This window comes from Pseudomonas sp. 43(2021) (assembly GCF_017490805.1).
Classification (GTDB): domain Bacteria; phylum Pseudomonadota; class Gammaproteobacteria; order Pseudomonadales; family Pseudomonadaceae; genus Aquipseudomonas.
In genome coordinates this window covers 1-21,137 of the sequence record NZ_JAFGYJ010000003.1, presented here as the reverse complement: position 1 = coordinate 21,137, position 21,137 = coordinate 1, and the positions used below count along the sequence as shown (strand labels likewise).

Sequence of the window (21,137 nt, the reverse complement as noted above, 5' to 3'; positions counted from 1 at the left end):
GTCTGTTGCCAGACCTCAGACCGCGACCAGGCGCACGCTGGCACCCTCGCCCACCCCCAGCGCCTCGGCGGCAGCCAGGTTCAGGCTGACCGGCTTGCCAGGCACCCAGTCCAGGTCCAGCAACACTGCGCGGTAGTCCTGCAACTGGCCGTTGCACACCAGGTATGGGCGCCCGCCCTTGACCGGCGCGTCCTCGATCTTCACCGGCACCACCCGGCTCTGGGCGATCGAGCGGATACCCGAGGTACGCGCATGCAGGGTCGGGCCACCGTCGAAGATGTCGATGTAGTGCTCGGTCTCGAAGCCTTCGCGCATGAGGATGTCGAAGGTAATCTGCGCACGCGGGTGCACCTGGCCCATAGCCTCTTGCGCCAGGTCCGGCAGCAGCGGTACGTAGATCGGGTAGTGCGGCATCAGCTCGGCGAGGAAGGTGCGGCTCTTCAGGCCGCACAGGCGCTCGGCGTCGGCGTAGTTGAGGTCGAAGAAGTTGCGGCCGATGGCATCCCAGAACGGCGATTCACCCTGTTCGTCGCTGTAGCCGACGATCTCGGTCACCACCGAGTCGGCGAAACGCTCCGGGTGCGCGGCCATGAACAGCAGGCGGCCACGCGAATTGAGCTCGGCCCAGGCACTGTTCACCAGTTCCGGCAGCACATAGAAGCTGGTCAGCAGGCTGTTGCCGGTCAGGTCGTGACACAGCGACAGCACGTGGATCTTGTTGTGGATCTTCAGCTCGCGCGAGGCATGCACGAAGGTCTCGTTACGAAAGCTGTAGAACGGCTCGGAATAGCCGGCCGAAGCGACGATGGCCGAGCAGCCGGCCAGCTTGCCGGTTTCGCTGTCTTCGAGCACGAAGAAGTAGCTTTCTTCACCGTTGAAGCTGACCTCGGCGGCGAAGGAAGTCTCGGAAGCGGCGATCTTGTCGCCCAGGCGAGCAGCGTCGTCCGGCAACGAGGTGACACCAATGGGGCTGTCTGCAGCCATGCGCTGCACTTCGTTCAGATCAGCCATTTGCGCGGGGCGCATCACCAGCATGGTGTCACTCCTTTGGAATACGGGCCGCTCACGGCGGCACGGAAAAACGGCAGGTGCATTGGCACCTGCACTGGAATCGGGTATCACCGGCCCAGGCACGGGCTGAGCCTGCGCCGTGGCCGGTGAGGGGACAGCAGGCGGATCAGCCCTGGGTCAGGGTAGCCACGGCGCGCTCGAAGCGGTCCAGGCCTTCATCGATGTCGGCGTCTTCAACCACCAGGCTTGGCGCGAAGCGGACCACGTCCGGGCCGGCCTGCAGCACCATCACGCCTTCTTTCTCGGCAGCGTTGAGCACGTCCTTGGCCTTGCCTTTCCAGGCCTCGGTCAGCACGCAGCCCAGCAGCAGACCAACGCCACGCACCTGGCTGAACAGGTTGTACTTCTGGCCGATCTGCTCCAGACGGGCCTTGAAGCGCTCATGCTTGGTCTTGATGCCGCCCAGGGTTTCCGGAGTGTTGACCACGTCCAGCACCGCGCAGGCAACGGCGCAGCCCAGCGGGTTGCCGCCGTAGGTGGTACCGTGGGTGCCGACGGCCAGGTGCTTGGCCAGCTCGGTGGTGGTCAGCATGGCGCCGATCGGGAAACCGCCGCCCAGGCTCTTGGCGCTGGTCAGGATGTCCGGGGTCACGCCGTAGTGCTGGTAGGCATACAGCGAACCGGTACGGCCCACGCCGGTCTGCACTTCGTCGAAGATCAGCAGGGCGTTGTGTTCGTCACACAGTTTGCGCGCGCCTTCCAGGTAGGCCTTGTCGGCCGGTACCACGCCGCTCTCGCCCTGGATCGGCTCGATCACCACGGCGCAGGTCTTGTCGGAAATCTGTGCCTTCAGCGCTTCCAGGTCGTTGTACGGCACATGGCTGATGCCGGTGATCTTCGGGCCGAAGCCGTCGGAGTACTTCGGCTGGCCACCGACGCTGACGGTGAACAGGGTACGGCCGTGGAAGCTGTTCACGGTGGCGATGATTTCGTGCTTTTCCGGGCCGAAGCGGTCATGGGCAACGCGACGGGCCAGCTTGAAGGCGGCCTCGTTGGATTCGGCGCCGGAGTTGCAGAAGAACGCACGGTCGGCAAAGGTAGCGTCCACCAGCTTGTGGGCCAGGCGCAGGGCCGGCTCGTTGGTGAACACGTTGGATACGTGCCAGAGGGTGTTGGCCTGCTCGGTCAGGGCCTTGACCAGTGCCGGGTGGCAGTGGCCCAGGGCGTTGACCGCGATGCCACCGGCAAAGTCGATCAGCTCGCGACCTGACTGGTCCCAAACACGGGAACCCTCGCCTCGCACAGGAATGAAGGCCGCCGGAGAATAGTTGGGGACCATGACCTGGTCGAAATCGGCACGTTGCACCGGGGCTTGCTCAACGGACATCTGAGTCTCCTGAAGAGGAACGCTGGCCTGGAAGTGGCGAGCGATGGGGGGATTGTAAGGACTGATCCGCGCCTGTCCTTGCGGCCAAGCGACAACTTGTTACAGCGCAAAACCCAGTTTTGACAAGGCTTTCGGCAATGCGACAAACACTGTCGCAATCGCGCAGTGTACGGGAGAGAGGGGGCTGGGTGAACGGGTGTTCACATGTAGAAGCGTGGTTGCCTGTGCTGGCCCATTCGCGGGCACGCCCGCTCCCACATGGACCGCACAGGTTTCAAACACCGCACAGCCCCGAGAGAAATGGTGCTGCCTGCACTGGCCCCTTCGCGGGTGAACCCGCTCCCACACGACCTGCGCAGGATTTGAAGCTTGTGCGCCCCCCTGTGGGAGCGGCTTCAGCCGCGAAAGGGCCGGCACAGGATAAGGAAATATCAGCCTTTTTCGGCAGGCGCCGAGCTCAGTTCGAACGGGCTGCTGCTGCGCCGCTGGTTACGGTCTTCCCGCGGCGTTGCGCCAAAGAAGTTGCGGTAGGCACTGGAAAAATGCGGCCCCGACGAGAAGCCGCAGGACAGCCCGATCTGGATGATCGACTTGCTGGTCTGCATCAGCATCTGGCGCGCCTTGTTCAGCCGCAGCTCCAGGTAATACTGGCTCGGCACGCGGTTCAGGTACTGCTTGAAGATGCGCTCCAGCTGCCGGCGCGACACGCACACGTGCTGGGCAATTTCGTCGGTGGTCAGCGGTTCTTCGATGTTGGCCTCCATCAGCAGCACCGCCTGGGTCAGCTTGGGATGGCTCGAACCCAGGCGGTTCTGCAGCGGAATGCGCTGGCGCTCGCCACCCTCGCGGATGCGCTCGACCACCAGCTCCTCCGACACCGCCCCGGCCAGCTCCGCCCCATGGTCACGGGCCAGCACCGCCAGCAGCAGGTCGGTCACGGCCATGCCGCCACAGGCAGTCAGGCGATCGCGGTCCCAGTCGAACAGGTGGCTGGTGGCGATGACCTTGGGGAAGCGCTCGGCAAAATCATCCTGCCAGCGCCAGTGCACCGCAGCGCGGTAACCGTCGAGCATGCCCAGCATCGCCAGGGGATAAACCCCGGCCGACAGGCCGCCGATCATGCAGCCACTGCGCGCCAGCTGCTTGAGCGCCGCCGACAACGCCGCCCCCACCGCCGATGGCGGCTCGTCGGCCACCAGAAACAGCTTGTGACACCCATCCAGGCGACCATTCCACGCCTCGCCCGGCAGACGCCAGCTGCCCTCCTGCGCCGGCTCCGCCTGCAAGAAGACCAGTTCATAGGCCACCTCCGGATGCACCCGCTGCGCCACCAGCAACACTTCCTCGGCCAGCGCCAGGGTCAGGGGCCTGGTGCTGGGCCAGATGAGAAAACCGATTCGCTGGGTGGTCATAGGGTGCGGTCCGAAACCTGAGGTCGTTCGAGTCTGTGCGCCGGGTCAGGCTGCGCTCGCCGCGCAGCATGCCCTATTCTGGTGCAAAAATGCAGTTTTTACTTCAGGCTGCCGGAGAGGAACTGCTTCAGGCGCTCCGACTGCGGGTTGGCCAGCACTTCGCGCGGGCAACCGGTTTCTTCCACCAGGCCCTTGTGCAGGAACACCAGCTGGTTGGACACCTCGCGGGCAAAGCCCATTTCGTGGGTCACCACCACCATGGTGCGGCCTTCCTGGGCCAGCGCCTGCATCACCTTGAGCACATCGCCCACCAGCTCCGGGTCCAGCGCCGAGGTCGGCTCGTCGAACAGCATGACCTCCGGCTCCATGGCCAGCGCCCGGGCAATGGCCACCCGTTGCTGCTCACCGCCGGACATGTGCCCAGGGAAGGCGTCCTTGCGGTGCGCGACACCAACCTTGGCCAGGTAGTGCTCGGCCTTTTCCAGGGCCTCCTTGCGGTTCACGCCCAGCACATGGACCGGCGCTTCGATGATGTTTTCCAGCGCAGTCATGTGCGACCACAGGTTGAAGTGCTGGAAAACCATCGACAGGCGCGAGCGCATACGCTGCAGCTGACGCGGGTCGGCAGCCTTGAGCGCGCCGTCCTTGCCCGGCACCAGCTTCAACTCTTCATTGTTGAGCAGGATCTTGCCGGCGTGCGGCTGCTCCAGCAGGTTGATGCAGCGCAGGAAGGTCGACTTGCCCGAACCGCTGGAGCCGATGATGCTGATGACATCGCCTGCCTTGGCCGACAGGGACACGCCCTTGAGCACTTCATGGCTGCCGTAGCGCTTGTGCAGGTCTTGGACTTCGAGTTTGTACATGCTGTCGATTCTCACAAAGCGGTCAGTGCTTGCGCGGCGCCAGGTAGCCGAGCCAGCGGCGTTCGGCCATCTTGAACAGGCGCACCAGGATGAAGGTCAGGCACAGGTAGAACACGCCCGCCGTGATGTAGGCCTCGAAAGGCAGGTAGTACTGGGCATTGACCGTGCGCGCAGCGCCAGTGATGTCGATCAGGGTGACGATCGACGCCAGGCTGGTGGTCTGCAGCATCATGATCACTTCGTTGCTGTACTGCGGCAGCGCCCGGCGCAGGGCCGACGGCAGCAGGATGCGCCGGTACATCTTCATGCGCGACATGCCCATGGCCTTGGCCGCCTCGATTTCGCCATGGGGCGTGGCCTTGAGGCTGCCGGCGATGATTTCGGCGGTGTAGGCGCTGGTGTTGATGCCGAATGCCAGGCAGGCGCAGAAGGTAGCGCTGGACAGCAGCGGCCAGAGGAAGCTTTCGCGCACCGCCTCGAACTGCGCCAGACCGTAGTAGATCAGGAACAGCTGCACCAGCATTGGCGTGCCGCGGATCACGTAGGTGTACAGCCACGCCACGAAATTGACCGCTGGCTGCCTGGACACCCGCATCAGGCCCAGCGGAATGGCCGCCAGCAGGCCGAAGAACAGCGAAATCGCCAGCAGCTTGAGGGTGGTCAGCAGGCCGCCGAAGTACATCGGCAATGCCTCCCAGACGACGTTGTAGTCGAAGATCATAGTTCAGCCACCTTGACGCCCACCGAGTAGCGGCGCTCGAGATACTTCAGGGCCAGCAGCGAGATGCTGGTCAGCACCAGGTACAGGGCCGCCACCGCCAGGAAGAAGGTGAAAGGCTCGCGGGTGGCGTCAGCCGCCTGCTTGGCCTTGAACATCATGTCCTGCAGGCCCACCACCGAGATCAGCGCGGTGGCCTTGGTCAGCACCAGCCAGTTGTTGGTGAAGCCCGGGATCGCCAGGCGAATCATTTGCGGCACCTGGATGCGGAAGAACACCTGGCGGTTGCTCATGCCGTACGCCACGCCCGCTTCGGCCTGGCCTTTCGGAATACCGAGGAACGCACCGCGGAAGGTTTCCGACAGGTAGGCGCCAAAAATGAAGCCCAGGGTACCGATACCCGCGATCAGCGGGTTCAGGTCGATGTAGTCTTCATAGCCGAGCAGCGGCGCCACCCGGTTGATGATGTCCTGACCGCCGTAGAAGATCAGCAGGATCAGGACCAGGTCCGGAATGCCACGAATCACCGTGGAATACAGATCGCCCAGCCAGGCCAGCCAGCGCACCGGCGACAAGCGCAGCGCCACACCGATCAGGCCGAGCACGATGGCCAGGGCCATCGACGACAGGGCGAGCTGAAGCGTCAGCCACGCCCCGTCGAGGATGACTGCCCCGTAGCCTTTCAACATGATGAGGTCCTCGACCTAGAGAATGAAAAATGGTGCAAACCTCAGAGCCTCTGCTGTTTGCACCATTGCACAGGTGAAACCCGACGTCTTAGTTCGAGTCTGGACCGTAGATATCGAAGTTGAAGTACTTTTTCTCGATTTCTTTGTACTTGCCGTTGGCACGGATGGCGTCGATGGCCGCGTTGATGCGGTCGACGTTGGCCTTGTCACCCTTGCGCACGGCAATGCCGATGCCGTCACCGAAGTACTTGGCGTCGGTGAAGGACGGGCCTACGAAGGCGAAGCCCTTGCCGGCGTCGGTCTTGAGGAAACCGTCTTCCAGCAGGGTGGCGTCAGCCACGGTGCCATCGAGGCGGCCAGCCGCAACGTCCAGGTAGATTTCGTTCTGGGTGCCGTAAGGAACCACGGTCGCACCTTTGGCGCCCAGCACTTCCTTGGCGAAGCGGTCATGGATCGAGCCGCGCTGCACACCAATCTTCTTGCCTTTGAGTTCATCCAGGCTATCGCTGACAGCGGTGCCTTCCTTCATCACCAGGCGCGCCGGGGTCAGGTAGTAGCGCTTGGTGAAGTCGACCGATTTCTTGCGGTCTTCGGTGATCGACATGGACGACAGGATGGCGTCGATCTTGCGCACTTTCAGCGCCGGGATCAGGCCGTCGAACTCCTGCTCGACCCAGGTGCACTTGGCTTTCATCTCTTCGCACAGGGCGTTGCCGATGTCGTAGTCAAAACCGGCGATGCTGCCGTCTGGCTGCTTGAAGGCGAAGGGTGGGTAAGCGGCTTCGATGCCGATTTTCAGCGGCTTTTCATCGGCCTGCGACACCAGGGAAAACACGGACAGCGCCAGGGCGCCAAGCAGTGCGAGCTTCTTCATCAGGTAACTCCATCGGTACGGGGCAATACAAGGCAGGTAACGGCTGCCCGATATGCGAATGGGTACAACGCGAGCCGCGCAGGGTTCGACCAAGGCCGCAGACCACGAGCGAGTGAGTGGCATTTTAACGACAGCCCGGTAGTCGATATTTCTTCAAAGCGACAACTACTTACAGAAGCGCTTGAAACCGCAGCGGGCAATGTTGACAGCCATTGCAAAATATGCAAAAGCGCAAGAAATAGAACCTATAGACCTAGCAATTCCCGGGCCTATTATTGGCAAAGCCTTGTAGTACGGCAAGTGCAGCGTGCTGTGTTGCAAAAAATGGCTGCGGGAACGCACCGAAACGGGCCGCAATTGTTTCCTGGCGCCCCGATAGGGTGCGGGGCCGGTGACAGAACAGTTACCGATGAATGTCGGGTAACAGTAAAGCAAAAAACCCCGCCGGTTGCCCGGACGGGGTTCTTATTGGCTGATCTCACAGGTACAGCACACGCCTTACCCTGTGGGAGCGCACAAAGCCTTCAGCGTGCGCCCTGCTTCGCTATCAGGCCGAAGCCAGGCTCATGGCCTTGTGGGTATCGATCAGGTGCTGCACCACACCCGGGTCGGCCAGCGTCGAGATGTCGCCCAGGGCACCGTACTCACCCGTGGCAATCTTGCGCAGGATGCGGCGCATGATCTTGCCCGAACGAGTCTTCGGCAGCCCCGGCGCCCACTGGATCACATCCGGCGAGGCGATCGGGCCGATTTCCTTGCGCACCCAGTTCTTCAGCTCCAGGCGCAACTGCTCGCTGGCCTCGACACCGGCATTGAGGGTGACATACACATAGATACCCTGCCCCTTGATGTCGTGCGGCACACCCACCACCGCCGCCTCGGCCACTTTCGCATGCGCCACCATGGCGCTTTCGATCTCGGCAGTACCCATGCGGTGACCGGACACGTTCAGCACGTCATCCACGCGGCCGGTGATCCAGTAGTAGCCATCCTCGTCGCGGCGCGCACCGTCGCCGGTGAAGTACATGCCACGGAAGGTCTTGAAGTAGGTGTCGACGAAACGGTCGTGGTCGCCGTACAGCGAGCGCGACTGCCCCGGCCAGGAATCGAGGATTACCAGGTTGCCCTCGGCGGCACCTTCGATCAGGTTGCCCAGGTTGTCCACCAACGCTGGCACCACGCCGAAGAACGGACGGGTTGCCGAGCCCGGCTTGAGGCCGGTAGCGCCCGGCAGCGGGCTGATCAGGATGCCGCCCGTCTCGGTCTGCCACCAGGTGTCGACGATCGGGCAACGCTCCTTGCCCACAGCCTTGTAGTACCAGTTCCAGGCTTCAGGGTTGATCGGCTCACCCACCGAGCCAAGCAGACGCAGGCTGGAGCCATCGGCACCGGCAACCGCGGCCTCGCCCTCGGCCATCATCGCGCGGATGGCGGTTGGCGCGGTGTACAGGATGTTGACCTTGTGCTTGTCGATGATCTTCGACACACGGGTGATGTCCGGGTAGTTCGGCACGCCCTCGAACAGCAGGGTGGTGGCGCCATTGGCCAGCGGGCCGTAGACGATGTAGCTGTGGCCAGTGACCCAGCCCACGTCGGCGGTGCACCAGTACACCTCGCCCGGGCGATAGTCGAACACGCGCTCATGGGTCAGCGCGGCATATACCAGATAGCCACCGGTAGTGTGCAGCACGCCCTTCGGCTTGCCGGTGGAACCGGAGGTATAAAGGATGAACAGCGCTTCCTCGGCACCCATCTCTTTCGGCGCGCAGTGGCTGGAGGCCACTTTCATCAGGTCTTCGTACCAGATGTCACGGTGCTGGTGCCAGGCAATGTCGCCACCGGTGCGCTTGCACACGATGATTTTCTGCACGCTGTTGGTTTCAGGGTTGGTCAGCGCCAGGTCGACGTTGGCCTTTAGCGGGGTACGTCGGCCGCCGCGCACGCCTTCGTCGGCGGTGATCACGACCTTGGACTTGCAGTCGATGATACGGCCGGCCAGTGCCTCGGGCGAGAAGCCGCCGAACACCACCGAATGGATAGCACCGATACGGGCACAGGCCAGCATGGCGACCACGGCCTCGGGGATCATCGGCATATAGATGGTGACCACGTCACCCCGGTGCACATCCTGGCCACGCAGGGCGTTGGCGAACTTGCAGACCTGCTCGTGCAGTTCGCGGTAGGTGATGTTGCGGTGCTCGGAAGGGTCGTCGCCTTCCCAGATGATGGCCAGCTGGTCGCCGCGCTGTTCGAGGTGGCGGTCCAGGCAGTTGGAGGACACGTTCAGAGTGCCATCGGCGAACCATTTGATATCGACGTGATGGTCATCGAAGGAGGTCTGCTTGACCTTGGTGAACGGCTTGATCCAGTCGATGCGCTGGGCCTGCTCGCGCCAGAAGCCGTCCGGGTTGATCACCGATTTCTGGTACATGGCCTTGTAGGTGGCCTCGTCGGTCAGGGTGGTGGCCGCAACCTCGGGACGAACGGGATACAGTGGAGCCGCACTCATCTGTGTTACCTCGGTGTAATAGTTGTTTTTGTATGGAACCGTTTGTAACTGTACCAGAGCGACAAAAACCATTCGACGTTGGTAGTAATTTGGTACGCCCGTTCTGACAAAGCGCTCTGGAATGCGCCTTCCAGCCCTGACGAGGAAAAATGGGGCCGTTTGCCCGAGGATTGTTACAGATTCTGTCAAAACACTTTATCAAAAGAGCCACTGTTTCAGCCTGGGCCCCAGCCATAAAATTCACCTCGCCAGCAACGGCAAGGCGATTAACAACTGGTAACAGCCCCCACGAAGGCAACGTTAATCCCCATCCAAACCCGATAGTTAAAACCAGCAATACTCGCGGCGCCATAAGCGCCGCGTGCCCCCTCACGACCTTAGACAGGTAAATAGAAAATGAAAGCTTTACTGGTATTGGTACTTGGCAGTCTTTGCGGCGCGGCGATGGCCGGCGAAGCCAAAGATGCCGAGCAGATTCCGGTTGAACAGTACAGTTACTCGCAGCACCTGGACATTGCCCGCGTCATTTCCATGAGCGAAGTGCCCAATGTGTGCGAAGTCGTGCCAGCGCGCATGACCTACGAGGACTCCAAGGGCCAGAAGCACATTCTCGAATACCGCGTGATGGGGAACGGCTGCTCCAACGGCTGACACCTTGTGAATTGGGGGCCCTGCGGGCCCCATTCGCGGGTAAACCCGCTCCCACAGGAACAGTGCCTGCCTTGAGTCCAGCGCTATACCTGTGGGAGCGGGTTTACCCGCGAAGCAGCCACCGACTGATTAACAGGTTATTAATTAACGACTACTTAATCCACTGACTTGCCCAACGAATAATCTCTCAACTTGTTGGCAATCGTGGTATGTGAAACACCCAGTCTTTTCCCTAAAGCCCGACTACTCGGGAATTCCCCCATCAAACTTTCCAGCACCGCTTTTTCAAAGCGCCCGACAATCTGCGAAAGATCCCCGTCCAGCGAAAACTCACCCAGCGGTTGACGCACACCATAATCCGGCAAACGTATATGTTCACTTTTAACCACACCGCCTTCGCATAACGAAACTGCCTGGAACAACACGTTTTCCAACTGCCTGACATTACCCGGCCAATGGTACTGGCTGAGTTTGTCCATCGCTGCCGGCGCCAGGCGCGGCATGGCGCAGCCGATCTGCCGGCTGGCCTGATCGAGAAAGTGCTGCACCAGCCCTTCCAGGCCATCCATGCATTCGCGCAATGGCGGAATGTGCAGCGACAACACATTGAGCCGGTGATACAGGTCCTGACGAAACTCGCCACGGGCACACAACTCGGACAAATCCACCTGGGTCGCGCAGATCACCCGCACATCCAGGTACACCTCTTCATCGCTGCCTACGCGGCGGAAGCAGCCATCCTGCAGAAAACGCAGCAGCTTTACCTGCAGGCGCGGGCTCATCTCCCCTACCCCGTCAAGGAACAGCGTGCCACCGGCGGTCAGCTCCAGCAGCCCCAGCTTGCCCTCGGCCCGCGCCCCTTCGAAGGCCCCGGGGCCGTAACCGAACAACTCGGTCTCGGCCATCGACTCGGGCAACCCGGCGCAATTGAGTGCCATCAGCGGCGACTGGCCGCGCGGGCTGGCCAAGTGGCAGGCACGCGCCAGCAACTCCTTGCCGGTGCCGGTCTCACCCTCGATCAGCAATGGCGCATCCAGCGGCGCCATGCGCCGCGCCTCACGCACCACCGCCGCCATCACCCGCGAGCTCTGGAAGATACTGTCGAAACCGCGCAGCTCCTGCTTGCGCACGTTGTAGATGCGCTCACCGATACGGTCGGCGCGGTGCAGGGTCAACACTGCACCGGCCAGTGCCTCGCTGTCGTCGTGCTCGGACTGCAGCGGCGCGATATCGGCCAGGAACACATCACCCTTGACCTTGATGCGCAGGCCGTTGATACGCGACTTGTTGGCCCGCACCAGCTCCGGCAGGTCGAAGTCCTCCACATAACGCGCCAGCGGCATGCCTGGCACCTCGTCCACTCGCACCCCCAGCAGCTGCGCAGCGGCACGGTTGGCGGCGACGATGCTGCCACCCATGTCGATCGACAGCACCGGGAAGTCCAGCGCCCCCAGCAACGCATTCAGCTCCATGTGCCGACGCTCGCTGGGCATCAGCCCCACACGCTTGACGCCGAACACTCCGGCGATGGCCTCGAACTTCGGCCGCAGCGCCTGGAACTGCAAATTGATCAGGTTCGGGCAATGCAGGTAGATGGCGTTGCCATGGTCACCACCCACCTCGCCGCGCAGCACGTTGATGCCGTATTCCACCAGCAGGTTGAGGATGTCGCGCAGGATGCCAATGCGGTTCTGGCAATGCACTTTGATACGCATGAGGGCTCTCGAAGCGCCAATGTTTTTCAACATCGCGCGGAAAAGTCGTAAAGATAAGCTGACAAAAACAGCCGAAGCATCAGCCAGATGCCTCGGATTTTCCGACACCTGCGCCTTTTTGTAAAATTATCGTTACGAAATCACCCCCAGTAGCCGACCCCGCCAGTGGCCCACCCCCGTGCAAAGCGGCTAGCGAAGGGATATTCCTTAGGCATGTCCTGCACATAACAAGAAAAGCCCTCACCAGGAGAGCCACATGAAACAGACGCAATACGTGGCACGCGAGCCCGATGCGCATGGTTTTATCGATTACCCGCAGCAAGAGCATGCGGTATGGAACACCCTGATCACCCGTCAGCTGAAAGTGATCGAAGGCCGCGCTTGCCAGGAATACCTGGACGGCATCGACCAGCTCAAGCTGCCCCATGACCGCATTCCGCAACTGGGCGAGATCAACAAGGTGCTGGGCGCCACCACCGGCTGGCAGGTTGCCCGGGTACCGGCACTGATCCCCTTCCAGACCTTCTTCGAACTGCTGGCCAGCAAGCGCTTCCCGGTGGCCACCTTCATCCGCACCCCGGAAGAACTGGACTACCTGCAAGAGCCCGACATCTTCCACGAGATTTTCGGCCACTGCCCGCTGCTGACCAACCCCTGGTTCGCCGAATTCACCCACACCTATGGCAAGCTCGGCCTGGCCGCGACCAAGGAACAACGCGTATACCTGGCGCGCCTGTACTGGATGACCATCGAGTTCGGCCTGATGGAAACCGCGCAGGGCCGCAAGATCTATGGTGGCGGTATCCTTTCGTCGCCAAAAGAGACCGTCTACAGCCTGTCTGGCGAGCCTGAGCACCAGGCCTTCGACCCGATCGAGGCCATGCGCACACCGTACCGCATCGATATCCTGCAGCCGCTGTATTTCGTACTGCCGAACATGAAGCGCCTGTTCGACCTGGCCCACGAAGACATCATGGGCATGGTTCACAAAGCCATGCAGCTGGGCCTGCACGCACCGAAGTTTCCACCCAAGGTCGCTGCCTGAGCGACCTTGCCGATAACAACTCGAACCGGAAAACACCACATGAATGCCTTGAACCAAGCCCATTGCGAAGCCTGCCGCGCCGACGCACCAAAGGTCACCGACGAAGAACTGGCCGAGCTGATTCGCGAAATCCCGGACTGGAACATCGAAGTACGTGACGGCCACATGGAGCTGGAGCGCGTGTTCCTGTTCAAGAACTTCAAGCACGCCCTGGCGTTCACCAATGCCGTGGGCGAGATCGCCGAGGCCGAAGGCCATCACCCGGGCCTGCTGACCGAGTGGGGCAAGGTCACCGTGACCTGGTGGAGCCACTCGATCAAAGGCCTGCACCGCAATGATTTCATCATGTGCGCGCGCACCGACAAGGTGGCGGAGACGGCTGAAGGCCGCAAGTAACCGCTTGGGAATTGGGGCCGCTTCGCGCCCCTTCGCGGGCTTGCCCGCTCCCACAGGGACCGCGTAATCCTTGATTTTCGCGATCACTGTGGGAGCGGGCAAGCCCGCGAAGGGGCGCGAAGCGGCCCCAGTTTTTTGAAGGAAAAATGTCCGCTGTTCGCCCGCAAAACCGACAAACGATCGGTAAAAAACCCAAACTGTCATCCAGACTTGTGTATCCTGCCCCAGCTTTGCGAAGCTTCAAACGCGCCTGGCGCAGACTTTTCACTCACACTTGCGAGGAACGACGAGATGCATGAAATCCCGAATCTTCCCTTCCCAAGCCTGAACCCAGAAGAGCCAACCGTGACCGTTCACGCCGAACCGGCAACTGCCGTCGAGCAGGATGGTGACGATCAATCCAGCGCTGACCAGGAATAACCGCGCATCCCCCGACTGTGTGAAAACGGCTGACCTGCGGGCCACCCCCGTCATCACGTTTTCACACCGTCCAGAATCCACGTAGGCCCTCATGCCCCACTCACCGCGCCCCCTTGCGGTCACCCTGCAAGTCGTCTCCATCGTCCTCTTCACCTTCATCGGCTATCTGAACATCGGCATCCCGCTGGCCGTATTGCCCGGCTATGTGCACAACGATCTGGGCTTCAGTGCCGTGGTCGCGGGCCTGGTGATCAGCGTGCAATACCTCGCCACCCTGCTCAGCCGCCCCACCGCCAGCCGCATCATCGACAACCACGGCAGCAAGAAGGCGGTCATGTATGGCCTGGCCGGCTGCGGGCTCAGCGGGGTGTTCATGCTGGCCTGCGCCTTCCTCACCCACCTGCCGTGGCTGAGCCTGGCCTGCCTGCTGCTAGGCCGCCTGGTGCTCGGCAGTGCCGAAAGCCTGGTGGGCTCCGGTGCGATTGGCTGGGGCATTGGCCGGGTGGGCGCTGAAAACACGGCCAAGGTCATCTCCTGGAACGGCATCGCCAGCTATGGCGCACTGGCCATCGGCGCCCCGCTGGGCGTGCTGATGGTCAAGGGCCTGGGGCTGTGGAGCATGGGCGTGAGCATCATCCTGCTGTGTGCACTCGGGTTGCTGCTGGCGTGGCCCAGGCAAGCCGCGCCGATCGTCAGTGGCGTGCGCCTGCCGTTCCTGCGGGTGCTGGGCAAGGTGTTCCCGCACGGCTCGGGGCTGGCCCTGGGCTCGATCGGCTTTGGCACCATCGCCACCTTCATCACCTTGTACTACGCCAGCCACGGCTGGGCCAATGCAGCGCTGACCCTGAGCCTGTTCGGCGCCAGCTTCATCAGCGCGCGACTGCTGTTCGGCAACCTGATCAACCGGATTGGCGGGTTCCGGGTGGCGATCGCCTGCCTGTCGGTGGAAACGCTTGGGCTGCTGATGTTGTGGCTGGCGCCCAACGCCGAAATGGCCTTGGCGGGGGCCGCGCTGAGCGGGTTCGGCTTCTCGCTGGTGTTCCCGGCACTGGGGGTGGAGGCGGTGAACCAGGTGTCGGCGGCCAACCGCGGGGCGGCGGTGGGGGCGTATTCGCTGTTCATCGATTTGTCGCTGGGGGTGACCGGGCCGCTGGTGGGCGCGGTGGCGGCGGGGTTCGGTTTTGCTTCGATGTTTCTGTTTGCCGCGGCGGCGGCGGCTTGTGGGTTGGTGTTGAGTCTGTATCTGTATCGGCAGGCATCATCTTCAAGGCATGCACGGGACTTGTAGGAGCAGCCTTGTGCTGCGAAGAGGCCATTACTGCCGAAGAAAACCTATTGGCTCTACCGGCCTCTTCGCAGCGCAAGGCTGCTCCTACAGGGACGGCGTAAACCAGGAGGACTGCAAGGCAGCCCCCGAGGCCCTGAAGGTCAGCGCCGGGCGTACTGGAGCACCACTTCCAGCGGGTGGCGCATCTGCCGTTCGGTCATGCGCTTGACCTGGCTGCGGCACGAGTAGCCCGTGGCCAGCGGCTCGCCTTCCTTGTTCAGCTTGGTCGCCCACGACTGCTCGAAGATGGTCCGCGAGGTGTCCTGGTTGCGCGCCTCGTGCCCATAGGTACCGGACATGCCGCAGCAGCCAGTCGCCTCGGTCACCAGCTTCAGGCCCAGGCGAGCGAACACCTGCTCCCACTGCCTGGTGCTGGCCGGCACGTTGGTCTTCTCGGTGCAGTGCGCCATCAGGCGGAAATTGCCCGGCGCGGTCGCTGCCTGCTCCGGCAGCACATCCATCAACCACTCCTGCGGCAACAGCACCTGCGGGCAACCGTCCAGGCCCGGTACTTTCTGGTACTCCTGGCGATACACCAGGGTCATCGCCGGGTCCAGGCCCACCAGCGGCACGCCGCAGTCGGCCAGGGCCTTGAGCTGGGTGGCGTTGCGGATCGCCGCCTTGGCGAACGCACCGAGGAAGCCTTGCACGTGCAGCGGCTTGCCGTTGGCGCTGTAAGGCGCCAGGAACACCCGGTGGCCCAGGCGGTGCGCCAGGTCGATGAAGGCCGACAACAGCGGCGTCTCGAAGTAACGGGTAAAGGCATCCTGCACCAGCACGATGCTGCGCTCGCGCTGGGCCGGGGTCAGTTCACGCAGGGCCGGCACGCTGGCCACGCCGACGCGGCAGCGGGTCAGGGTAGCCTGGAAGTTGAAGCGGCTGATCAGCGGGCTGTCGACCATGCCGACCTTGTCGGCCAGCAGCTTGCTCACCCACTTCGAGCCCATCACCGCGTTGTACAGCCCGGGCGCATGGGCCAGGTACGGGATGGTGAACTCCAGCGAGCCGATCAGGTAGTCACGCAACGGGCGCTGGTAGCGGCCGTGGTACAGCTCGAGGAAGCGCGAGCGGAAGTCCGGCACGTTGACCTTGATCGGGCACTGCCCGGCGCACGACTTGCACGCCAGGCAGCCGGCCATGGCGTCGTACACCTCATGGGAGAAGTCTTCCTGGCCCTGGCTGCGCGCGCGGTTGTTGCGCAGCCGCGCCGGCAGGCCCTTGAGCCAGGACACCTTGTTGCGCGCTGCCGCCAGCACGTCGATGTTCGCCTCGCCCTGCAGGCGCAGCCATTCGCGCATCAGCGAGGCGCGGCCCTTGGGCGAGTGCTGGCGTTCACGGGTGGCCTTCCACGACGGGCACATGGCGTCGTTGGGGTCGTAGTTGTAGCAGGCGCCGTTGCCGTTACAGTGCACGGCGCTGCCGAAGTCCTGCCACACGCGCTCGTCGATGGTACGGTCGAGGTCGCCGCGCAGGGTCACGCCATCGACCGGGGTCAGGCCCTCGGCACTGCCCAACGGGGTGCAGATCTTGCCCGGGTTGAGCTGGTTGTGCGGGTCGAAAGCGCCCTTCAGGCGCTGCAGCGCCGGGTACAGCTCGCCGAAGTACTCCGGCACGTATTCCGAGCGCAGGCCCTTGCCGTGCTCGCCCCACAGCAAGCCTCCGTAGCTTTTGGTCAGTGCCGCCACGGCGTCGGAAATCGGCTTGACCAGTGCGGCCTGGGCAGGGTCCTTCATGTCCAGCGCCGGGCGCACGTGCAGCACGCCGGCATCGACGTGGCCGAACATGCCGTAGGCCAGGCCGTAGCCATCCAGCAGCGCACGGAAGTCGGCAATGTAGTCGGCCAGTTGCTCTGGCGGTACCGCGGTGTCTTCCACGAACGGTTGCGGGCGTACCTCACCCTCGACGTTGCCCAGCAGGCCCACCGAACGCTTGCGCATGGTATAGACGCGGGTTACCGCTTCGGCACCCTCGGCCAGGGTGTGGCCCAGGCGCTCGACGCTGGTGTCGCTCTGCAGGTGCTGGATGAACGCCTGCACCTTGGCATTGACCTCGGCCGGCTCGTCGCCGCAGAACTCCACCAGGTTGATGCCCAGGGTCGGGCGCTCGGGGTCGGCCGGGAAGTACTCGGCGACGCTGTGCCAGACGATGTCCTTCATCGCCAGCATCAGCACCTTGGAGTCGACGGTCTCGATCGACAGCGGCTTGTGCGCCATCAGCGCATTGGCGTCACGCAGGGCATCCATGAAGCTGGTGTAGCGCACGTTGACCAGCACGGCATATTTGGGGATCGGCAGCACATTGAGCTTGGCCTCGACCACATAGCCCAGCGAGCCCTCGGCACCGCACAGCACGCTGTTGAGGTTGAAGCGGCCCTGCTCGTCGCGCAGGTGCGCCAGGTCATAGCCGGTCAGGCAACGGTTGAGCTTGGGGAAGGTGGTTTCGATGAGATCCGCCTGGGTTTCCTGGATCTGGCGCGCCATGCGGTACACCTCGCCGACCCGGCCGGGCGCGGCACAGGCCTGTTCCAGCGCGGCATCGTCGATCGGCAGGCTGTGCAGGCGCTCGCCACCGAGCAGCACGCTGTGCAGTTCCAGTACGTGGTCACGGGTCTTGCCATAGGTGCAGCTGCCCTGACCGCTGGCATCGGTGTTGATCATGCCGCCGACAGTGGCGCGGTTGGAAGTGGACAGCTCGGGGGCGAAGAACAGCCCGTGCGGCTTGAGCGCGGCGTTGAGCTGGTCCTTGACCGTACCGGCCTGCACCCGTACCCAGCGTTCCTCGACGTTGATTTCGAGGATCTTGTTCATGTGCCGCGACAGGTCGACGACGATACCGTCGGTCAGCGACTGGCCGTTGGTGCCGGTGCCACCGCCGCGCGGGGTCAGCTTGACCTGCTGGAAGCGCGCCTCGGCCATCAGCGTGGCGACCCGCGCCACATCGTCGGCGTCCAGCGGGAACACCGCCGCCTGCGGCAAGCGCTGGTAGATCGAGTTGTCGGTGGCCAGCACCGTGCGGGTGCCGTAGTCGGCACTGATCTGGCCACGGAAGCCGCTGTTGCGCAGGGCTTCGAGGAATTCGGGGTAATTGGCGCTCGGGGCAATGGTCGGCAGCTGGGCGATCATCGAAGGATGGCCTCTTGATATTGGCTAATCACGGGATTCCTGTCGTTCCGGCATGGATAATGACATGCAGGGATGACGTATAAGCCAATGTTCCTGTAGTTTCGCTTCAGGGGCAAACGGATAATCCTGCCGCTATCGATGACTTTCATGAATGAATTACCGCCACCTGACCCCATCCATGTCGCTGCTGCTGGCTTTCGAGGCCGCCGCCCGGCATGAAAGCTACACCCGCGCCGCCGCCGAGCTGTCGCTGACCCAGAGCGCGGTCAGCCGCCAGGTGCAGGCACTGGAGCAGCAGCTGGGCCTGACCCTGTTCCGCCGCGAAGGGCGCCAGGTGCAGCTGACCGATGTAGGTCGCCTGTACCAGCGCGAGCTCAGCGAGGCACTCGGGCGCATCCGCAGCGCCACCTTGCAGGCACTGGCCTACCAGTCGGGGGTGGGCACCTTGCGCCTGGCCACCCTGCCCACCTTCGGCTCGAAATGGCTGCTACCACGGCTGCATGCGTTCTACAGCGCCCACCCGGGCATGCTGGTGCACATTCATTCACGTATCGAAGCCATCAACTTCGACACCAGCGAAATCGACGCCGCCATCGGCGTGGCCAGCCACGACCTGCCGGGGCTGGTCTGTCATCGGCTGCATGCCGAGGAACTGGTGGTGATATTGCCGCCGGAGGCTGGCGCGGACAGCCAGGGCTGGAGCCCGGCACGCATCAGTGAAGAGGTGCTGCTGAATGTGGCCAACAACCCGCATGCCTGGGGCGAGTGGTTCTCGCACCATGGCCTGGCGCACCGGGCGATGCGCCTGGGGCCGAGCTTCGAACTGACCTCGCACCTGATCCAGGCGGTACGGGCCGGGATTGGCATCGGCCTGGTGCCGCGCATACTGGTGGAGGAGGAACTGGCCAAGGGTGAGCTGTACAGCCCTGGGGGGGCATTTGCCAGCCAGCGCAGTTATTACCTGATCTACCCGCCGAGGAATGAGGCGTTGCCGTCGCTGCGGGCGTTTCGTAGCTGGTTGCTGGAGCAGATCTGATTTCTGGCTGTGCCGGCCTCTTCGCGGGTAAACCCGCTCCCACAGATGTAGCGCTGCTCTCGGGTCAGGTGATATCCCTGTGGGAGCGGGTTTACCCGCGAAGAGGCCGGTACAGGCAATAAAAAACCCGAAGCCAGTTCCTGACTTCGGGTTTTTCATAGGCTACCTGTAGCGCCTTATCGGGCCACGCTACCAGCCGCCCCAACAGCCTGCGCCTTGCGACGCGGCTTGATCATGTAGGCCACGAACATGGCGAACAGCCACACCGGGATTGCATACACGGAAACCTGGATACCCGGGATCATCAGCATGATGCCCAGGATCAGCACCACGAACGCCAGGCAGATGTAGTTGCCATAGGGGTACCACAGCGCCTTGAACAGCGGCTTCTGGCCGGTGCGGTCCAGGTGCTGGCGGAACTTCAGGTGCGAGTAGCTGATCATCGCCCAGTTGATCACCAGGGTGGCCACCACCAGCGACATCAGCAGTTCCAGCGCATTCGACGGCATCAGGTAGTTGAGCAGCACGGCAATCAGGGTCACGGCTGCCGACACCAGGATCGAACGCACCGGTACACCGCGGCTGTCGACCTTGGCCAGCGCCGCCGGGGCGTCACCTTGTTCGGCCATGCCCAGCAGCATGCGGGCGTTGCAGTAGGTGCCGCTGTTGTACACCGACAGTGCCGCAGTCAAGACCACGAAGTTCAACAGGTGGGCGGCCACGTCACTGCCCAGCAGCGAGAACACCTGTACGAACGGGCTGCTGCCGTAGCTGCCACCGGACGCATCGATGCTGGCGACCAGGTTGTCCCACGGGGTCAGCGACAGCAGCACCACCAGGGCACCGACATAGAAGATCAGGATACGGTAGATGACCTGGTTGATCGCCTTGGGAATCACGGTCTTCGGCTTGTCGGCCTCGGCGGCGGTGAAACCGAGCATTTCCAGGCCACCGAAGGAGAACATGATGAAGGCCAGGGCCATCACCAGCCCGCTGACACCGTTGGGGAAGAAGCCGCCATGCGACCACAGGTTGGCCACGGTGGCTTCAGGGCCGCCGCTGCCGCTGGTCAGCAGGTAGGCACCCAGGCCGATCATGCTGACGATGGCCACCACCTTGATGATGGCAAACCAGAACTCGGCCTCACCGAAGAACTTCACGTTCATCAGGTTGATGGCGTTGATCAGCACGAAGAACGCTGCCGCCGTGACCCAGGTGGGGATCTCCGGCCACCAGTAGTGAACATACTTGCCGACCGCCGAAAGCTCCGACATGCCCACCAGGATGTACAGCACCCAGCAGTTCCAGCCTGACAGGAAGCCGGCGAAACCACCCCAGTAGGTGTGGGCGAAATGGCTGAACGAGCCGGCCACCGGCTCTTCGACGATCATTTCGCCGAGCTGGCGCATGATCATGAAGGCGATGAAGCCGCAGATGGCGTAGCCAAGGATCATCGACGGGCCAGCGGATTTCATCACGCCTGCCGAGCCGAGGAACAGGCCGGTACCAATCGCACCACCGAGGGCGATCAACTGGATATGGCGGTTCTTCAGGCCCCGCTTGAGCTCGCCTGAATGCATGTTTTGTCCACTCATGAACGAAGTCACCTGCATTGTTTTTATCTGTGACGGAATCGGACCCACCGCGCTCGTGGCGCAGCGGAATGGGCAAGGTGATTACCTTGGGTTTCTTGACCTCAGGTGCCGCCGGGGCGGGTCAACCAGGCGTGATCAAGAGTGCGCGGTACGCAAAGGAGTCACAGGTAAAACGCGGCGCACTGTATACCCCTGCAAACGCGCAGGCGTCAACGCGTTGCATCGTTTCCTTGGGAAAAAACGCAGCGATCCTGTGGTGTGGGCCTTGAAAGGCGGAGTGATCGGCGTACATGGCGCCTCCATTTGTTGTTTTGTCAGCCTGGCTCTGTGGACAGGCTTTTGCACACGGCAATGACGGCTATAACAC

17 protein-coding genes are annotated in these 21,137 nt (G+C 62.7%); 6 read left to right on the top strand and 11 right to left on the bottom strand.

Features of this window, described 5'->3' with window-relative positions; genetic code table 11:
* Positions 1-15: 15 nt before the first annotated feature.
* The 8 genes from aruF to acs all read right to left on the bottom strand — a co-directional run bounded on the left by aruF (position 16) and on the right by acs (position 9,463).
* Positions 16-1,035 (bottom strand): arginine/ornithine succinyltransferase subunit alpha, encoded by a 1,020-nt coding sequence (gene aruF, locus J5M71_RS03080; RefSeq protein ID WP_063912886.1) that lies wholly within the window; start codon positions 1,033-1,035, stop codon positions 16-18.
* 142 nt (positions 1,036-1,177) lie between these two features.
* Entirely contained in the window at positions 1,178-2,398 is a 1,221-nt protein-coding gene (locus tag J5M71_RS03075; protein ID WP_207829570.1) for an aspartate aminotransferase family protein, read from the bottom strand.
* Between the two features lie 431 nt (positions 2,399-2,829).
* Positions 2,830-3,810 carry a transcriptional regulator ArgR gene (gene argR, locus J5M71_RS03070; protein WP_207829567.1) on the bottom strand — a complete coding sequence of 327 codons (981 nt, stop codon included), beginning with the start codon at positions 3,808-3,810 and terminating at the stop codon, positions 2,830-2,832.
* A 98-nt stretch (positions 3,811-3,908) separates the two neighbouring features.
* Positions 3,909-4,673 carry an ABC transporter ATP-binding protein gene (locus J5M71_RS03065; RefSeq protein ID WP_025340127.1) on the bottom strand — a complete coding sequence of 255 codons (765 nt, stop codon included), beginning with the start codon at positions 4,671-4,673 and terminating at the stop codon, positions 3,909-3,911.
* 22 nt (positions 4,674-4,695) lie between these two features.
* Positions 4,696-5,394 carry an ABC transporter permease gene (locus J5M71_RS03060; RefSeq protein ID WP_063912889.1) on the bottom strand — a complete coding sequence of 233 codons (699 nt, stop codon included), beginning with the start codon at positions 5,392-5,394 and terminating at the stop codon, positions 4,696-4,698.
* Positions 5,391-6,080: an ABC transporter permease gene (locus tag J5M71_RS03055; RefSeq protein ID WP_003260113.1), complete on the bottom strand. Its 690-nt coding sequence runs from the start codon at positions 6,078-6,080 to the stop codon at positions 5,391-5,393. Before J5M71_RS03055 ends, J5M71_RS03060 begins: the two co-directional genes overlap by 4 nt.
* An 88-nt stretch (positions 6,081-6,168) precedes the next feature.
* A complete protein-coding gene (locus J5M71_RS03050; protein ID WP_075045965.1) occupies positions 6,169-6,954 on the bottom strand; it encodes an ABC transporter substrate-binding protein in 786 nt (261 codons plus the stop codon).
* 547 nt (positions 6,955-7,501) lie between these two features.
* Positions 7,502-9,463 (bottom strand): acetate--CoA ligase, encoded by a 1,962-nt coding sequence (acs, locus tag J5M71_RS03045; RefSeq protein WP_207829557.1) that lies wholly within the window; start codon positions 9,461-9,463, stop codon positions 7,502-7,504.
* Between the two features lie 396 nt (positions 9,464-9,859).
* On the opposite strand from acs, the gene J5M71_RS03040 reads away from it, so the two are divergent.
* On the top strand, positions 9,860-10,114 hold the full coding sequence (locus J5M71_RS03040; RefSeq protein WP_003260110.1) for a DUF2790 domain-containing protein: 255 nt from the start codon (positions 9,860-9,862) through the stop codon (positions 10,112-10,114).
* A 155-nt stretch (positions 10,115-10,269) separates the two neighbouring features.
* Here J5M71_RS03040 and J5M71_RS03035 read toward each other — a convergent pair whose 3' ends face one another.
* Entirely contained in the window at positions 10,270-11,829 is a 1,560-nt protein-coding gene (locus J5M71_RS03035; RefSeq protein WP_063912891.1) for a sigma-54-dependent transcriptional regulator, read from the bottom strand.
* Between the two features lie 256 nt (positions 11,830-12,085).
* On the opposite strand from J5M71_RS03035, the gene phhA reads away from it, so the two are divergent.
* The 4 genes from phhA to J5M71_RS03020 all read left to right on the top strand — a co-directional run bounded on the left by phhA (position 12,086) and on the right by J5M71_RS03020 (position 14,978).
* Positions 12,086-12,874 (top strand): phenylalanine 4-monooxygenase, encoded by a 789-nt coding sequence (phhA, locus tag J5M71_RS03030; protein ID WP_003260109.1) that lies wholly within the window; start codon positions 12,086-12,088, stop codon positions 12,872-12,874.
* A gap of 39 nt (positions 12,875-12,913) precedes the next feature.
* Positions 12,914-13,270 carry a 4a-hydroxytetrahydrobiopterin dehydratase gene (locus J5M71_RS03025; RefSeq protein ID WP_003254532.1) on the top strand — a complete coding sequence of 119 codons (357 nt, stop codon included), beginning with the start codon at positions 12,914-12,916 and terminating at the stop codon, positions 13,268-13,270.
* A gap of 291 nt (positions 13,271-13,561) precedes the next feature.
* Complete coding sequence (locus J5M71_RS29535) at positions 13,562-13,690, top strand: hypothetical protein (RefSeq protein WP_256202935.1); 129 nt, start codon at positions 13,562-13,564, stop codon at positions 13,688-13,690.
* A 91-nt stretch (positions 13,691-13,781) separates the two neighbouring features.
* Positions 13,782-14,978: an MFS transporter gene (locus tag J5M71_RS03020; RefSeq protein WP_207829555.1), complete on the top strand. Its 1,197-nt coding sequence runs from the start codon at positions 13,782-13,784 to the stop codon at positions 14,976-14,978.
* Positions 14,979-15,118: 140 nt separating this feature from the next.
* Here J5M71_RS03020 and J5M71_RS03015 read toward each other — a convergent pair whose 3' ends face one another.
* Positions 15,119-18,139 (bottom strand): FAD-binding and (Fe-S)-binding domain-containing protein, encoded by a 3,021-nt coding sequence (locus J5M71_RS03015; protein ID WP_207829553.1) that lies wholly within the window; start codon positions 18,137-18,139, stop codon positions 15,119-15,121.
* 151 nt (positions 18,140-18,290) lie between these two features.
* Here J5M71_RS03015 and J5M71_RS03010 point away from each other — a divergent pair, with 151 nt between their 5' ends.
* Entirely contained in the window at positions 18,291-19,175 is an 885-nt protein-coding gene (locus J5M71_RS03010; RefSeq protein ID WP_207829551.1) for a LysR substrate-binding domain-containing protein, read from the top strand.
* Positions 19,176-19,351: 176 nt separating this feature from the next.
* Here J5M71_RS03010 and J5M71_RS03005 read toward each other — a convergent pair whose 3' ends face one another.
* Positions 19,352-20,770 (bottom strand): amino acid permease, encoded by a 1,419-nt coding sequence (locus tag J5M71_RS03005; RefSeq protein ID WP_172827514.1) that lies wholly within the window; start codon positions 20,768-20,770, stop codon positions 19,352-19,354.
* Positions 20,771-21,137: the final 367 nt, after the last annotated feature.

Bases quoted from the DNA above. Each gene is read 5' to 3' on its own strand.
- acs (WP_207829557.1), bottom strand. From the start codon at position 9,463: ATGAGTGCGGCTCCACTGTATCCCGTTCGTCCCGAGGTTGCGGCCACC.
- J5M71_RS03065 (WP_025340127.1), bottom strand. From the start codon at position 4,673: ATGTACAAACTCGAAGTCCAAGACCTGCACAAGCGCTACGGCAGCCAT.
- J5M71_RS03055 (WP_003260113.1), bottom strand. From the start codon at position 6,080: ATGTTGAAAGGCTACGGGGCAGTCATCCTCGACGGGGCGTGGCTGACG.
- J5M71_RS03060 (WP_063912889.1), bottom strand. From the start codon at position 5,394: ATGATCTTCGACTACAACGTCGTCTGGGAGGCATTGCCGATGTACTTC.
- J5M71_RS03005 (WP_172827514.1), bottom strand. From the start codon at position 20,770: ATGAGTGGACAAAACATGCATTCAGGCGAGCTCAAGCGGGGCCTGAAG.
- J5M71_RS03035 (WP_063912891.1), bottom strand. From the start codon at position 11,829: ATGCGTATCAAAGTGCATTGCCAGAACCGCATTGGCATCCTGCGCGAC.
- J5M71_RS03020 (WP_207829555.1), top strand. From the start codon at position 13,782: ATGCCCCACTCACCGCGCCCCCTTGCGGTCACCCTGCAAGTCGTCTCC.
- J5M71_RS03015 (WP_207829553.1), bottom strand. From the start codon at position 18,139: ATGATCGCCCAGCTGCCGACCATTGCCCCGAGCGCCAATTACCCCGAA.
- phhA (WP_003260109.1), top strand. From the start codon at position 12,086: ATGAAACAGACGCAATACGTGGCACGCGAGCCCGATGCGCATGGTTTT.
- J5M71_RS03010 (WP_207829551.1), top strand. From the start codon at position 18,291: ATGAATTACCGCCACCTGACCCCATCCATGTCGCTGCTGCTGGCTTTC.
- J5M71_RS03075 (WP_207829570.1), bottom strand. From the start codon at position 2,398: ATGTCCGTTGAGCAAGCCCCGGTGCAACGTGCCGATTTCGACCAGGTC.
- aruF (WP_063912886.1), bottom strand. From the start codon at position 1,035: ATGCTGGTGATGCGCCCCGCGCAAATGGCTGATCTGAACGAAGTGCAG.
- J5M71_RS03050 (WP_075045965.1), bottom strand. From the start codon at position 6,954: ATGAAGAAGCTCGCACTGCTTGGCGCCCTGGCGCTGTCCGTGTTTTCC.
- argR (WP_207829567.1), bottom strand. From the start codon at position 3,810: ATGACCACCCAGCGAATCGGTTTTCTCATCTGGCCCAGCACCAGGCCC.
- J5M71_RS03025 (WP_003254532.1), top strand. From the start codon at position 12,914: ATGAATGCCTTGAACCAAGCCCATTGCGAAGCCTGCCGCGCCGACGCA.
- J5M71_RS29535 (WP_256202935.1), top strand. From the start codon at position 13,562: ATGCATGAAATCCCGAATCTTCCCTTCCCAAGCCTGAACCCAGAAGAG.
- J5M71_RS03040 (WP_003260110.1), top strand. From the start codon at position 9,860: ATGAAAGCTTTACTGGTATTGGTACTTGGCAGTCTTTGCGGCGCGGCG.